This is a genomic window from Streptomyces sp. KL109B (assembly GCF_030766935.1).
GTDB lineage: Bacteria > Actinomycetota > Actinomycetes > Streptomycetales > Streptomycetaceae > Streptomyces.
The window spans coordinates 1-15,507 of the sequence record NZ_JASERL010000002.1; the positions used below are offsets into that span (position 1 = coordinate 1).

7 protein-coding genes and 2 pseudogenes are annotated in these 15,507 nt (G+C 69.0%); 6 read left to right on the plus strand and 3 right to left on the minus strand.

Translation table 11 applies throughout. The features are described 5' to 3' along the window. Both RBJ65_RS06085 and fabV read left to right on the plus strand, forming a co-directional pair. A partial coding sequence (locus tag RBJ65_RS06085; RefSeq protein WP_306332114.1) for a beta-ketoacyl reductase occupies positions 1-1,884 on the plus strand: 1,884 nt, incomplete at its 5' end. Beyond that, positions 1,871-3,070 carry an enoyl-[acyl-carrier-protein] reductase FabV gene (gene fabV / locus RBJ65_RS06090; RefSeq protein WP_306316693.1) on the plus strand — a complete coding sequence of 400 codons (1,200 nt, stop codon included), beginning with the start codon at positions 1,871-1,873 and terminating at the stop codon, positions 3,068-3,070. The genes RBJ65_RS06085 and fabV, both read left to right, overlap by 14 nt. Before the next feature lie 75 nt (positions 3,071-3,145). Here the strand turns inward: fabV and RBJ65_RS06095 are convergent, their stop codons facing one another. Further along, a complete protein-coding gene (locus RBJ65_RS06095; protein ID WP_306316692.1) occupies positions 3,146-3,985 on the minus strand; it encodes an NAD(P)H-binding protein in 840 nt (279 codons plus the stop codon). 234 nt (positions 3,986-4,219) lie between these two features. On the opposite strand from RBJ65_RS06095, the gene RBJ65_RS06100 reads away from it, so the two are divergent. Together RBJ65_RS06100 and RBJ65_RS06105 are read left to right on the plus strand one after the other, a co-directional pair. Then, positions 4,220-6,013 (plus strand): ABC transporter ATP-binding protein, encoded by a 1,794-nt coding sequence (locus RBJ65_RS06100; protein ID WP_306316691.1) that lies wholly within the window; start codon positions 4,220-4,222, stop codon positions 6,011-6,013. Next, the gene (locus tag RBJ65_RS06105; protein ID WP_306316690.1) at positions 6,010-7,926 is read left to right on the plus strand and encodes an ABC transporter ATP-binding protein; all 1,917 of its coding nucleotides are present in this window, start codon (positions 6,010-6,012) and stop codon (positions 7,924-7,926) included. The genes RBJ65_RS06100 and RBJ65_RS06105 overlap by 4 nt, the downstream gene beginning before the upstream one ends. Positions 7,927-8,282: 356 nt before the next feature. Here RBJ65_RS06105 and RBJ65_RS06110 read toward each other — a convergent pair. Beyond that, positions 8,283-8,519: pseudogene (locus RBJ65_RS06110) on the minus strand (transposase family protein); the annotation flags it as partial. A 67-nt stretch (positions 8,520-8,586) separates the two neighbouring features. Continuing rightward, on the minus strand, positions 8,587-9,033 hold the full coding sequence (locus RBJ65_RS06115) for a DUF3500 domain-containing protein (protein WP_306332126.1): 447 nt from the start codon (positions 9,031-9,033) through the stop codon (positions 8,587-8,589). An 82-nt stretch (positions 9,034-9,115) separates the two neighbouring features. On the opposite strand from RBJ65_RS06115, the pseudogene RBJ65_RS06120 reads away from it, so the two are divergent. Both RBJ65_RS06120 and RBJ65_RS06125 read left to right on the plus strand, forming a co-directional pair. Next, positions 9,116-10,217 (plus strand): annotated as a pseudogene (locus RBJ65_RS06120) (integrase core domain-containing protein). 549 nt (positions 10,218-10,766) lie between these two features. Next, positions 10,767-15,488: a DUF6531 domain-containing protein gene (locus tag RBJ65_RS06125; RefSeq protein WP_306316688.1), complete on the plus strand. Its 4,722-nt coding sequence runs from the start codon at positions 10,767-10,769 to the stop codon at positions 15,486-15,488. Positions 15,489-15,507: the final 19 nt, after the last annotated feature.

Sequence of the window (15,507 nt, forward strand, 5' to 3'; positions counted from 1 at the left end):
CACGCCGTGCGCCCCGAAGGCCTCCGGCTGGCGACAACGTGGCGCGGAGTCGCCGTGCACGCGGTCGGCGCGTCTGCCCTGCGGGTGCGGATCGGCCCGGACCGCGACGGGTTGGTGTCGGTGACGCTGGCCGACGCCGTGGGCGATCCGGTCGCCGAGTTCACCGTCGGCACCACGCCCGTCGAACCCGGGCAGCTGCGCGCCGCCGGGGTCGTACAACTCGGCGTGCTCCACCGTGAGGCATGGGTCGACCACCTCGTGAAGGCGTCACCCCGGAAGGCGCACTGGGCCGTCGTGGGAGCGGATCCGCTCCGCGCCGCGGCGGGGCTGACGGACGCGGGCGTGTACGTCCGGGCATATCCGGGACTCGACGCCCTGGCCGAAGCGGGCGGGGACTCGCCCGACTATCTGCTGCTCACCGTGTCGGCGGGCGCGGAGGTCGTCGACGCCGTGCGGGAGACACTGAGCCGGCTGAACGAGGTGCCTTCGGCCGAGAGGCTCACCACGACGAACGTGGTGTTCCTGACCACCGCCGCCGTGCCGGCCTTCGACCCTGCCGACTCCGACCTCGCGGGCGCCGCGGTGTGGGGGCTCGTACGGTCCGCGCAGGCGGAGAACCCCGGACGGTTCGTCCTCGCCGACATCGACACCGATGAGGCGTCCTGGCGTGCGCTGCCGCGGGCCGTCATGTCCGGCGAGCCGCAGATGGCCCTGCGCGAGGGCCGGGTCAAGGTGCCACGGCTCGCTCCGGGTACACCGGCGGGTACGACGGAGCGGTTCGCCGGCCACGAAGGCACCGTGCTGGTCACCGGCGGGACCACACCCAGGGGCGAGCGACTGGCGCGGCATCTCGTCGCCGTGCACGGGGTACGGCATCTGCTGTTCATCGGCGCCGAAACCCCCGAGCCCGCCGCGGAACTCACCGCGCTGGGCGCCACCGTCACCACCGCGGCGTGCGATCCGGTGGACCCCGCGGCGCTGCGGGAACTGATCGGCCGTCTGCCCGCGAAGCGTCCGCTGACCATGGCCGTACACGTACCGCAGGCTCCGCCGCCCACCAGGATCCTGTCCGCGCCGCCGTCCCAGGCCCCGGACCCGCTCGCCGAGGCAGTGGGTGCGGCGGTCGCTGCCGCGGAGGTCCTCGACCAGGAGATCGGGGAGGCCGCCCTCGTCCTGTGCTCGTCGCTCGCCGGAACCGTCGGTGGTTCCGGTCTCGCCGCCACTGCCGCGTCGGCGGCCGCGCTGGACGCGCTGGCCCGACGACGCCGGGCACGTGGCGCCCCCGCGCTGTCGCTGGCTTGGGGGCCCTGGACGGTGGACGACGCACGGTCCCGTGGCGAGAACGCGGGAGTGGGCGTACTGGGGGTGCGGGAGGCCGGAGCGCTGTTCGACACCGCCTGCCGCGCGGACGAACCCGTGTGGATCCCGGCCAGGCTGGATCTGGCCGAGCTGACCAGGCGGGCCGAGGCCGGGGAAGCGCCGCCGCCGCTGTTCAGGTCGCTGGTCAGGACCAACGGCAAGCGCACGGCGAGCGGCGGCGCGGTCCCGGTCACAGCACTGCGGCAACGGCTCGCGTCGATGGCCGAGGCCGAACAGGACCGGACGCTGTCCACCCTGATCACCGCACAGATCTCGGCGGTGCTCGGTCTTGAGCCGGCCGACGTGGTGCAGCCGAACCAGATTCTGCTCGACTTCGGCTTCGACTCGCTGTCCATCCTGACCCTGCGGAACCGCCTCGACTCGGCGACCGGTGTGCGTCTGGACACCACGTCGATGTCCCACCGCTCGACACCGGACGACCTGGTCCAGCACTTCAAGCAGGCACTGCTCGACAACCGATCCGGAAGAGGAGTCGATAATGCGCCCGCCGATGACACAGTCTGAGCGCGTCGTGGAACCGACAGGACGTGGCCATCTTCTCCTCGACGCGCATCCAGTCGGATGCTTCCGCAGCGTGGAGCTGATGCGGGCCGAGGTGTCGACCCAGGAGAAGCCACCGGCCCGGCGGCCGACGGCGCTGATCATCGGAGCGAGTTCGGGCTACGGTCTGGCGAGCACGATCGCCGGGCTGGTGCGGTACGGCATCGATGGCGTGGGGATCGGCCTCGAACGGTCGGCCGGACATCGCAGCGCGAGCGCCGGGTGGTACCGCACGGTCGCCGCCGACGCGATCGCCCGCGAACTCGGGTCGGACTTCTCGTTCCGCAACGCCGACGCCTTCGCCGACACCACGAAGACCGAGGCGCTGGATCTGTTGGCTGAGCGGTTCGGCGGTGTGGACTACCTGATCTACAGCGTCGCCGCACCCCGGCGCACCGACCCGCGGAGCGGCACGACCCATCAGTCGGTGCTCAAGCCGCTCGGCTCTGCGCACACCACCCGGAACCTGGAGTTCGCCGACGACGGAGCCGCACGGGTGCGGGAGGTCACCGTCGCCCCGGCGACCGAGGCCGAGGCGGCCGCGACCGTAGAGGTCATGGGCGGCGAGGACTGGTCCCGCTGGATCACGGCACTGGCCGGGCGCGGGCTGCTGCGGACCGGTTTCCGCACGGTCGCCCTCACGTACATCGGGTCGCCGCTGACCTCGGCGATCTACCGCAGGGGCACGATCGGCGCCGCCAAGGCCCACCTGGAGTCCACCGCGCGCGTCCTGACCGAGCGGCTGGCCGCGGTGGACGGCCGCGCCTTCACCTCGGTGAACGGGGCCCTGGTCACCCCGGCGCTGACCGCCATCCCGGGCATCCCGCTCTACGTGAGTCTGCTCCGCGGCGTTCTCGGCGACCGCTTCCCGTCCCCCGTGGCGCAATCGCTCGACCTGTGGCATCAGCTCACCGCGCGCCGGCCCGACGTGGACGACTCCGGCCGCATCCGCCTCGATCGCTGGGAGCTGTCCGAGCCGGTCCAGGCGGCGGTCGCCGAACGGTGGCGGTCGACCACGCCCGGGTCCGGGGCCGCGCTGGCCGACACCGCGTGGTTCCGGACCCAGTGCCGAGCCCTGTACGGCTTCGACGTGCCCGGTGTCGACTACACCGTCCCGGTCGAGACCGACCTGCCCTGGCCGGGGTGGTAGACACCGGAGTCCGCCCATGGGCATCCCCGTTCCCCTCGGCCGACCACCGCCCGGCGGTCAGCCGAGGAGAACGGCTCAGCGGAAGTCGTCGGCATGGTCGGCGGCCCACTGCGCGAACGTGTGCGAGGGCCTCCCGGTGACCCTTTCGACGATGACGGAGACCGGGGCCGGAACCCCGTCGGCCGCGGCCCACATGCGCAGCAGGGCTTCGGCCACATTCGACGGCGCCTTCTCGGCGAACTCCTCCCGCGCCTGCTCGACAGAGACCGTCTCCACCCGGATCGGGCGCCCGAGTGCCTCACCGATGTGTTCCACCTGGCGCCGCAGCGTCAACGACTCGGCCCCGTGGACGGTGTACGCCTGTTGGGAGTGGCCTGGCTCGGTCAGCGCGGTCACGGCGAGCGCGGCCATGTCCTTCTCATGGACGGGTGCGTTCTGCGCTTCCGGGTACGGAAGGCGCACGACACCCTCCCCGCGGATCGACTCCCCCCACCACCAACGGGCGTTGGTGGCGAACATGCCCGGCCTGATGAACGTCCAGTCCAGCCCGGATCGTTCGACGGCCAGCTCGACCGTCCGGTGCATCCGGGCTATCGGGTTCTGTTCGGAGGTGGCCATCACGACCGCCACCGACGACAGCAGGACCACCTGCCGGACACCGGCGGACCGCGCCGCCTCGACGAAGGCCTCGATCTCCTCGGGTTTGGCGTACAGGAACACCTTGTCGGCACCCGCCAAGGCTGCGGGCAGGGTCTCGGGGCGCTCCAAATCGGCCTGGACGACGTCCAACGTGGCCGGGAAACCGCCCGCTTCCGGGTCCCTGCTGGTGCCCCTGACCTTCTCGCCGGCAGCCAGCAGACCAGCAGCGACATTGCGGCCGACGTTTCCACGTGCTCCGAAGACAACGGTAACCATGATCCGACCTCCGCGTGCGGTTTTCGGGGTCCGCTCATCGACCTCCGACCGGCGACCGAGGCTGGCACGGGTCGCCGGAAAACACAAACCGCGTACGTCGTACCTTCTTTTGCTATCCTCGATCCGTGGGGCTCACCCGTGAACCATCGAACACGCCCTGTTCCACGTGCAGTTGATGCTGCCCGAGCAGGCCGAGTGGGTCGCCCACGAGGGCACGCGAAGAGGGGAATTCAGGTGACCAAGACGTATCCACCGCCCAGCGCGGCGATCGACCCCGACCCGAGCAGGTCCTGGTTACGACGAGCGTGGCCACTGGTCCGGGCACACCGGTGGATGTTCAGCGCGGCCCTGGTGATGTCCGGGGCCAGCATGTTGGTGGCCGTACAGGTGCCGAGGCTGATCCAGGACGCGGTGGACAACTCGATCGTGTCGGGCAGGGTGCCGCTGTCGCACTACATGTGGTGGCTGGTCGGGATGACGGTGATCATGCTGGTCGTCGGCTACCTGTCGAAACAGCTGCTCTTCCGGGCCGCTGCCAGGATCGAGTACGACCTGCGCAACATCGCGTACGAGCACCTGACCGCCATGTCGTTCCCGTTCTACGACCGGATGCAGAGCGGGCAGCTCATCTCCCGCGCCAACTCCGACATCCGCGCGGTGCAGATGTATCTGGCGTTCGCTCCGTACCTGCTGGTGCAGTCCGGTATCTCGCTGGTGTCGTTCGCGTACATGCTGGCAATCGACGTGCCGCTGGCCATCTTGGCCATGCTGCCGATGCCGCTGATGTTCGTGGCCAGTCGACGCATGCAACGTTCCCTGTTTCCCGTGTCCTGGCTGGTCCAGGCCCGGCTGGCCGATGTCGCGACCGTGGTGGACGAGAACGTCAACGGCGTGCGCGTGGTCAAGTCGTTCGCGGCCGAGCGGTGCCAGCTCGCCTCGTTGCAGAAGGCCGCGACGAGTGTCGCCTGGGCGAACGTGAAGGATGCCGATCTGCGCGCGCGGTGGACGCCCCTGGTGCAGAACCTGCCCCGCGTCGGCATGGCGATCGTGCTGCTGTACGGCGGATACCTGGTCATTCACGGTGATCTGGGCGTCGGCGCGATCCTGGCCTTCAACGCCTATCTCCTGATGCTCCAGGTTCCGTTCCAGGTGATCGGCAACCTGATCATGCTGGGACAGCGGTCGTCGGCCGCGGCCAAGCGGCTGTACGAGGTGCTGGACGAGAAGCCGGAGATCGCGGACGCCCCGGGCGCGCGGGAGGCCACCGGGCCGCGCGGTGACGTCCGGTTCGAGGACGTCACCTTCGGATACGGCGACGGTCCCGACGTGCTGAAGGGGTTCTCGCTCCGGCTCCGCCCCGGCGAGACCGTGGCGCTGGTCGGCCGGACCGGCACCGGGAAGTCCACCGCGGCCAGACTGCTGCCGCGTTTCTACGACGTGCGCGCCGGCTCCGTCAGCGTGGACGGGCACGATGTGCGGGACCTGACCCTGCGCAGCCTGCGGGACGCCGTCGGCGTCGTACTGGACGAGCCCTTCCTGTTCTCGGCGTCGGTCCGCGACAACATCGCCTACGGGCGGCCGGACGCGGACATCACCGACATCGAGCGGGTGGCCCGGCTGGCCGGGGCCCACGAGTTCATCACCGAACTGTCCGAGGGCTACGAGACCGTCATCGGTGAACGCGGCTACACGCTGTCCGGCGGGCAACGGCAGCGCATCGCGATCGCCCGGACGCTGCTGGTAAATCCGCCGGTGCTGGTGCTCGACGACGCGACCAGCGCCATCGACGTCCAGGTGGAGCAGGAGATCCACGCCGGGCTGCGGTCCCTGTTCGCCGGCCGGACGACGCTGATCGTCGCGCACCGGTTGTCCACCATCAGTCTCGCCGACCGCGTGGTGCTGCTGGACGGCGGCCGGATCGTCGCGGACGGCACGCACAAGGAACTGCTCGCGAGCACGCCGCTGTACGCGGAAGTGCTGGCGCAGGCCGACGAGAGCATCGAGGAACTGGGGAGTGTGGGCCGATGACGTCTCCCACGGGAGGTGGCGCCGCGTTCAACGGAGGCGGCAAGGCCACCGCGGCAGGTCTGCCCTTCGCCGGAGTGCCGCCGGAGATGCAGGCGAGCGTCGACACGTTGCTGAAGACGGAGCCGGAGCATCCCGAGCCCGAGGTCGTGTTCGAGCACGGTCGGCCCGATCCCGACGGTGCCCGGCTGAGTCTGCGGCGGCTGATCCGCCCGTACTGGCCAGTCGTGCTGCTGGGCGGCGTGTTCGTGGCCTTGGAGGCGCTGACGCTCCAGGCCGGTCCGAAGCTGACCCAGATCGGCATCGACGACGGCATCACGGCGAAGGACTTCGGCACACTGGTCCTGGTCGCGATCGCGTACCTGGTCAGTGTGGCGGTCACCGGCGCCGCGCAGGCCGCGCGGGTCAAGGTGACCGGGCGGATCGCCGCGTGGGTGATGAACGACCTGCGGGTCCGGGTCTTCACCCAGTTGCAGCGGCTCTCGCTGAACTTCTACACCAACGAGAAGTCCGGCGTGATCATGACCCGGATGACCAGCGACATCGAGAACCTCCAGGCGTTGCTGCAGGACGGCCTGGCACAGTTCGCCGTCCAGGGCCTGACCATGGTCGTTGTCACGGTGGTGCTGTTCACCTTCGACGTACGGCTGGCACTGATCACCGTCGTACTGGTCGTGCCCGTCCTGACCGCACTGTCCGTGTGGTTCCACCGGGCGTCCGCCAAGGGCTATGTGCGGGTGCGGGACACCATCGCCGCTGTCATCGCCGACCTCTCCGAGAGCCTGCAGGGAGTGCGCATCGTCACGGCGCACAACCGGCAGCGGCACAACACCGAACAACACCGACAGGTCACGGGCACGTACTACGACGCCAATGTCCGCACCGGACGAATCAACTCGATCTATACGCCGAGTACCCAGGTCATCGGTGTCGCGGGGCAGCTCGCTCTGCTGGCCATCGGCGCCGGCATGGTCGCCGACGGAGAGCTGACCATCGGCGAGTTGGTCGCGTTCCTCCTATCCCTGGGCGCCTTCTTCCAGCCCATCCAGCAATTGGTGCAGCTCTACAACACGTACCAGCAGGGCCAGTCGTCGATCGTGAAGCTCAGGGAGCTCCTGAGCACGCGGGCGGAGGTCGAGGAGGCTCCTGGAGCCGTCGACCTGCCGAAGGTCGAGGGCGAGATCGTCTTCGAGGACGTCACGTTCGGCTATGTTCCCGACCGGCCGGTGATCTCCGAGGTGTCGCTGGACATCCGGGCCGGTGAGACCGTGGCGTTCGTCGGCCCCACCGGCGCCGGCAAGTCCACCCTCGCCAAACTGGTCACCCGGTTCTACGACCCGACATCCGGCCGGATCCTCATCGACGGACGCGACCTCCGGGACGTGCGGATGGAGTCCCTCCGGCGGCAGATCGGCGTCGTTCCGCAGGAACCCTTCCTGTTCGCCGGGCCGCTCCGCGACAACATCCGTTTCGCCGCCCCGGACGCCTCCGAAGGCCGGGTCAAGGAGGCGCTGCGAGTGGTCGGCCTGGTCGACGTGCTCAAGCGGCTGCCCCACGGCCTCGACACGGTCGTCCAGGAGCGGGGCCAGTCACTGTCCTCCGGCGAACGGCAACTCGTCGCCCTGGCACGGGCCTTCCTGGCCCAGCCCCGGGTGCTGGTCCTGGACGAGGCCACGTCCAACCTGGACCTCCAGTCCGAGACCAAGATCGAGCAGGCCCTGGACGTGCTACTGGAGGGCCGCACCGCGATCCTGATCGCGCACCGGCTCTCCACTGCGATGAAGGCAGACCGCATCGTCGTCTTCGACGAGGGCCGCGTCGTCGAAGTTGGTTCGCACGACCAGCTCCTCGCCGCCAACGGCAAATACACCCAGATGTTTGCCGTGTGGACCGATCAGGCCGCCGAAGCCCACTGAGGAGCCTCGCGAGTCCCGCTCCCGGCCGCCGTGTTGGTGTCCCGTATTCGTGCGGGCCGGGCATGTGTGAGGTCGAACTGGCAGCGCTGACAGCGCAGTCGGTGAACACCCTGGTGGAGCGGGTGAGCGCGGGGGTGGACCTGGTTGCGGTGCGGCATCAGCGGCGGCACCCACGTTGCGCCGAGTGATCGAGGCGATCGCCGAAGTGCCGTGGGTGCCGGAAACTGGTCCACCGCTGGTGACACGATCGGAAGCTTCAAAAAACGCGGAGATTCTCGTGCTGCGACACCGACTCGCAGTGCCGCGCCGTCAAGTCGCCCGGCCGGTTCGTCACCCCCGGGCACGGTGAGGGGTTTTCATCCTGACGCGGCAGTGAGGTGAAGGGCGAGGACGGCCTTCACGATCGCGGTGACGCGGTTGGTGCTGCAGCGCGGCTTCCGAAGCGGGCGCCAGCCCCTGAGAACCGCCATGGCCTGCTCGCCGACGCAGCGGATCTTGGCGTGGGTGGTGTGGTGACGCCGCTGCCACCGCTTGAGCCGGCGCCCCTTGAACGGGACCCGGGCGTTGCGGGCCGCGCCTCGATACGCCATGTCCGCCCAGCAGTTGAGGCCCGCCTAGACGAGGGCGCCGATGATGCCGTGGTCGCGGGCCGCCGTCAGGTCACGCGTCGCACCGGGCAACGCGTGCGAAGCCCGGGTCCAGCAGCTTCTGCTTCTGTGCCGCGGTCATCTTCGAGCCGGGCAGCCCCGCGTAGGCGAGCTCGAGGTTGTCCTGACCGGCGCCCGCGACCATGTCCGTTCCACTCTTCTCCTTCTTGGAGTCGATGACCTCGGCACGCTGCGCCTTGGTCAACGAACGGATCATCGCGAGTCCGGCCTTGGTCTCCGGCTTGCAGAGATGGATCTTCTCGCCCTTGTACGTGATCTTCGTCGGCTCGGAACCCATGAACGTCGGCGTCATGACGACCTGGTCGCCCAGCACGAAGTAGTTGATGGCGACGTGGTGGCCCTCGTACTGGAAGCCCCACGGCTTGGTGGTCGACTGGGTGCCCATGAAGGTGAAGAAGTACGCGCCCTCGGTGAGGATCTTCCTGTTGCCGCCGTTCAGGCCTGTGGGTGCCGAATATTACGTCGGTGCAGTTCAGCCTTGCTGTCGCGCCAACGGCAAGGGTCGGCAATGATCACTGGCCATGCTCGTACGCCTGGCCTGCATCGCCGTCTCCCACGCCTTCACCGCCCTGAGGCTGATCCCTATGAGCGACCACGACAAGGACGCCGAGATCCTCGCGCTCCGTCACCAGTTCGCCGTCCTGCAACGCCGACTCGGCAACCAACGCCCCGGCTTTCAGAAGGCCGACCGCGCCTTCCTGGCCGCACTCCTCGCCCCGCTGCCACGAGCCGCCCTGCGCCGGCTCCGACTCATCGTCTCCCCGGACACCGTCCTGCGCTGGCACCGCGACTTCATGAACAGCCGTCATGCCCGTCTCAGCCGCGAACGGCGTCCTGGCCGCCCCCGCACAATCGCTTCCGTCCGCCGCCTCATACTCCGCCTCGCCAAGGAGAACCCCACCTGGGGCTACCGGCGCATCCACGGCGAACTCGCACTCCTCGGCATCAAACTGGCACCCTCCGCCGTCTGGGAAATCCTCAAGGCCGAAGGCATCGATCCCGCGACCCAACGCTCGAACGTCACCTGGGCCACCTTCCTTCACTCCCAGGCCGAAGCCATCCTCGCGATGGACTTCATCGAGACCATCGCCCTCACCGGGCAGCGCCAGTACATCCTTCGCCGCCATCCACCACGCCCGCCGAGGCGTCCGTGTACTCGGCACCACCGCCCACCCCACCCACGCCTGGGTCACCCAGGTGATCAAGAACCTGGTCACGGACCTCGAAGACGCCGGACAGCTCACCACCATCAAGTTCATAATCCGCGACCGCGACGCGAAATACCCCGCCGCCATCGACGAGATCCTTTCTCAGGCCGGGATCCGCACCGTGCTCACCGCCGTTCGCACGCCACGCATGAACGCAATCACGGAACGCTGGGTTCGCAGCCTGCGCCGTGAACTCCTCGACCGCACCCTGCTCTGGAACGAAGCCCACCTGCGGCGAGCGCTCCACGAGTACGAGCAGCACTACAACCATCACCGCACCCACCGCACACTTCAGGCTGCCGCACCTCTCCGAGTTGTACCGGAACCGCTCAACCCACCACAGATCAAGCATCTTCACGTTCGCCGACACGATCGTCTCGGCGGCGTACTCCACGAGTACCAACATGCTTCCTGACCTGCATGGAGATAATTGTCGGCACGTACACGCTCCCAGTGGGAGCGTGGGAGCAACAGAAAAAGGGCCGTTCGAAAACGGCCCTTCACCTGCGACGTTCGATCGTTCGAACTTGTCGGGACGACAGGATTTGAACCTGCGACCCCTTGATCCTCAGCTCGACGGAAGTCGCTGACTACTTACTACGGTACGCGCCTTTAGCGAGCCGCCAATCCTCGTCGCGTTCCTGAGGTGACATGGCCTCTCAACCGGCATCGCATCCGCTGGGCGCCGTTACCCCACGACAGACGCTGTTGCCTGACTCTGCCAGCAGTAGAAGGCTCTTGAGCCCGACCAGCGGCCACTGGCTACACCGTCCGCGCAAGCTTCGCGTCCGCCGGACGGATCCCGGACCGTACACGTTTTACAGTCACGGCGTTCGTTCGACCTCACCTGACCAGGTGAGCCAAAGCTTTGAACGTTCCCCCATCGAACACTTATGCTCACGAGTGTCTAGTGGTGTTCCATTGACGGCACTTGACGAAGTGCCAGGCGGGGGAGAGTCGCAGCATGGGAGTGGTGCTTCCGGGGTGGGCGGATGAGCTGCTGGACCTGATCGGCGTGTCCTGGCCGAATGTCGACGAGGACGACTACCGACAGATGGCGGATTCCTTCCGGGAGTTCGCGGATGACATCGCCGACGGCACCACGACGGCGCACCAGGGCATCCAGTCACTTGTCGCGTCTTCCGGCGGCTCGATCGCCGTCGAAGCTCTGGATGCGCACTGGCAGAAGATCCGGGGCAAACACCTGGAGAAGCTGGCCGAGTGCGGTCGGTTGACAGCCAACGCGCTGGATGGTGTGGCGCTGGTCATCGAGGGCGCCAAGGGCGCGGCCGTGGTCCAGTTGGGCATCCTCGCAGCGGAGGTTGCCGCGGCTCAGGCGGCCGCACCACTGACGCTAGGGCTCTCGGAGTTGGGGGCGCTCGGGGCCACACAGGCCACCCGAATAGTACTCAAGCGGCTGTTCAAGGAAGCCGGTGAGCAGGCCGCCGAGCAGGTCGTCGGGATGGCTCTGGCTCCCGTGGAGCAAGCCTTGGGTGCCATGGTCGGGGATCTGGTGGTCCAACTGGGCAGCAATGCTATGGGAGTTCAGGACGGCGTCGACCTGAAACAGGCGGCTCAGGCCGGCAAGGGCGGTTTGAGTGAGGGAGCGGCTGCGGCCAAGGGGCAGATGCAACTGCTCAGCGCCGGCGGAGATGGCGGCACGAGCGGCGGCGGCTCGTTCGTCTTCGAACCCGACGAGTACGACCGGACGACCACCAGCCTGGCGAGCGCGGGAGGCACGTTCCGGAACCGCGCCGGTGGCAGGATCAGCACTGCCAGGGGCCACTACGGGCGTACGAAGGGCAAGGACGCGATCGCGGACACGGCGAACGCGGTGCTGGACCAGGTGATCGACGGTATCGAGGAGGCCGTCAAGAAGAGCGCCAAGCACCTCGACGACAACATGACACGCGGCCTGAAGCAGATGGCCAAGAACCATCGGGACAACGACCGCGCTCTCGCTGACCACTTCGACGGCCTGCGCAAGGGCGACAAGGGGCCCTCGGGCTCCCCCGGTTCCAGCCCGAGCGTCTCCCTGAACTCGGCCGGACCTCGAACGGGGCGCAACGGTAGCGATGCACCGGCACCCTTGCGCGAAGGGGCGGGCCATGACGGACTCGCCGCCGCCCAACCCGCGAACGGCCGCTGCATGGGCGGCGATCCCATCGACCTGATCTCCGGCGAGATGATCCTCGCCGAGACCGACGTCGCCCTGCCCGGATTGCTGCCGCTGGTCGTTGAGCGCACACATGTCTCGTCGTACCGCTGCGGCCAATGGTTCGGCCGTTCCTGGGCATCCACGCTCGATCAACGCCTCGAAGCCGACGGCGACGGGCTCGTCCTGGCTACCGCCGACGGCATGCTGCTGCTCTACCCGGTGCCCCAGCCGGACAGGCCGGTCGTGCCGGAGCACGGCCCTCGTTGGCCGTTGACCTGGGACGGCACACCGGGCGGGGAAATGCACGTCACCGACCCCACCACCGGCCACACGCTTCACTTCGCGCCCCTCACCCCGCCCGCGCCCGCGCCCGGTACAGCTCCGACCGGGCGGATCACCCTGCCGCTGTCAGGGATGTCCGATCGCAACGGCCACAGCATGGAGGTCGACCGAGCGCCGGACGGCACGCCCGTCGAGGTCTCGCACAGCGGCGGTTACCGGATCGCCGTCGACACCGACGAGCAGCGGGTCACCTGCCTGCGCCTGCTGGGCACCGAAGACGGAGGGACCGAGGGAACGGTCCTGCGCCGCTACGGGTACGACGTACACGGAGACCTCGTCGAGGTCGTCGACGCCATGGGCCACTCGGCCCACTTCACCTACGACGGCAACGGGCGCATCGTCGAACGCACCGACCGCAACGGCGGCTGGTACCGATGGGAGTACGACAACGCGGACCGCTGTGTCCGCGGCACCGGCGCGGACGGCTACCTTTCCTGCACTCTCGACTACGACCCCACCGGCCGCGCGAATCGCTACACAGACTCCCTGGGCCACACCACCACCTACCGCTACAACTCGCAGCGGCGGCTGACCGGTTGGACCGACGCCGAGGGCAACACCACCCACCGCGTCTGGGAGGGTCCCGACCGCCTGGTCTCCGCCAGCGACGCCCTGGGACGCACGACCCGCTACGAGTACGACGAGTCCGGGAACACGACCGCCGTCATACGCTCCGACGGGCACGCCATGCGCGCCTCCTACAACGCCCTCGGTCTGCCTGTCGCCGTCATCGAGGAGGACGGCGCCACCTGGCACTACACCTACGACGAGCGGGGCAACCGGCTCTCGGTCACCGACCCGGCCGGTGCTGTCACGCACTACGCCTACGACGCCCACGGCAGCCCCACCGCGATCACCGACGCCCTCGGACACACCCGTCGGATCTCGACCGACGCGGCCGGCCTGCCCCTGGCCCTCACCGACCCCCTCGGCCACACGACCACAGCCGAGCGGGACGCCTTCGGCCGCGTGCGTACTGTTACCGACGCCACCGGCCGCATCGAGCGCTTCGGCTGGACGGCCGAGGGCAAACCGGCCTGGCGCGAGTTGCCCGACGGGGCCCTGGAGACCTGGGAGTGGGACGCCGAGGGCAACCTCGTGGCCACCACCGACCGGGCCGGCCACACCTCCCGGTTCACCTTCACCCACTTCCACCTGCCCACCTCCCGCACCACCCCCGACGGCGCCAGCCACACCTTCCGTCACGACACCGAACTACGCCTGGCCCGCGTCGAAGGCCCCGACGGGAACACCTGGGAGTACGCCTACGACGCGGCGGGCCGCCTGATCCGCGAGCGGGACTTCGCCGGCCGCACCCTCACCTACCGCCCCGACCCGACCGGCGCACTGGCCGCCCGCACCAACGGCGCAGGCGAAACCACCACGTACGTCAGGGACGTTCTCGGCCGCCCCGTCGAGGAGCACTCCGCCGACGGCATCAGCACCTTCACCTACGACCTCGCCGGCAGCCTGCTGCGCTCCGCCAACGCCGCCACCACCGTGGAACACACCTACGACGCCGCGGGCCGCAAGCTGTCCGAGACGATCAACGGCCGCACCACCACCTGGACGTACGACGTCCTCGGCCGCCGCACCCAGCGGCGCACCCCGTCCGGAACCGTCTCCACCTGGACCTACGATGCGGCTGGCCGCCCCACCGCCCTGGACACCGCGGGCCACCGGATCGACTTCGCCTTCGACGCCGTGGGCCGCGAGGTGCTGCGCGGTCTGGGCCCCGGCCTCGACCTCGCTCATGACTGGGACACGAACGGCCGCCTCGGCGCCCAACACCTGACCCACGGCGGGCAGCTGCTCGAACAGCGGCAGTACCACTACCGCGCGGACGGATTCCTCAGCGAGATCCGCGACTTGACCGGCCACAGCCGCCGCTTCGACCTGACCCCCGCCGGCCGGATCGCCACCGTCCACGGCAGCGACTGGAGCGAGTCGTACGCCTATGATCCCGCCGGCAACCTCACCCGCGCGGCCCTGCCCACCTCCAGTACGGACGACACCGTCCGCGAGTACAGCGGCAACCGGCTGCACCGCTCGGGCCGTTCGACCTACGAATACGACGCGGGCGGTCGACTCGTCCGCCGCCACACCCGGCTGCTGAACGGTCAGCGCAAGACCAGCACCTACACCTGGAGCGGCGACGACCGACTGATCGGCACCGTCACCGCCGACGGCACACATTGGGCCTACACATACGACGCGGCGGGCCGCCGCACCGCCAAGCGGCGGCTCGATACCGAGGGACGTATCGCCGACGAGACCGTCTTCGTCTGGGACGGCACCCGGCTGTCCGAACAGATCTCCTCCACCGGCACCGCCACCACCTGGGACTACCACTGCGGCACGCACCGCCCGCTCACCCAACTCGACCGCCGTCCCGACGCCGCCCCTCGCTTCCACGCCGTCGTCACCGACCTGTCCGGCGCGCCCGCCGAACTCGTCGCCCCGGACGGCACGATCACCTGGCGCATGCGGACCACCGTCTGGGGACTCCCCCTGCCCGGCTCCACCGACAACGCCGGCACCGACTGCCCGCTGCGCTTCCCCGGCCAGTACGCGGACGCCGAGACCGGCTGGCACTTCAACTACTTCCGGCACTACGACCCGGAAAACGCCCGCTACGTCACCCACGACCCGCTGGGACTTTCGGCGGACCCCAACGACTACGCCTACGTCGACAACCCCTTCACGATCGCCGACCCGCTCGGCCTCATGCCGGCCATCCACGGCCCGAACGGCCGGTGGGCGCGTGACCCCAACGCACCGGCCATCCAGCACAACCGCGACACCGAATACCCCAGCAGTTACCGCCAGTCCACACACGACGCACTCGCGGCGCAGTGGACGATGGAAGGGCAGCAGCAGGGCGGCGTCCCCGTCTACCCGGCCGGCCACGCCAGCGCAGGTCAGCGCATCCCCCGCGACGAGCTGAACTGGTTCGACTCCAACGGAAACCCGGTCCCCAGCGACCAGCTCACCTACGAGCATCTGCACCCGGTCGTCGACCACTGGAACCAGACCGGGTACAACAGCGACCGCCCCACCCGCAACGACTTCTACAACGACACGAATAACCTGGAGCCCATGACCCGCAGCCAGAACTCCGCCGGCGGCGGGCGGATGCAGTCGACCTACCGCCAGGACACCGGACCGAACTACTCGTGCTCCTGACTCGGTAGAGCACCAGAGA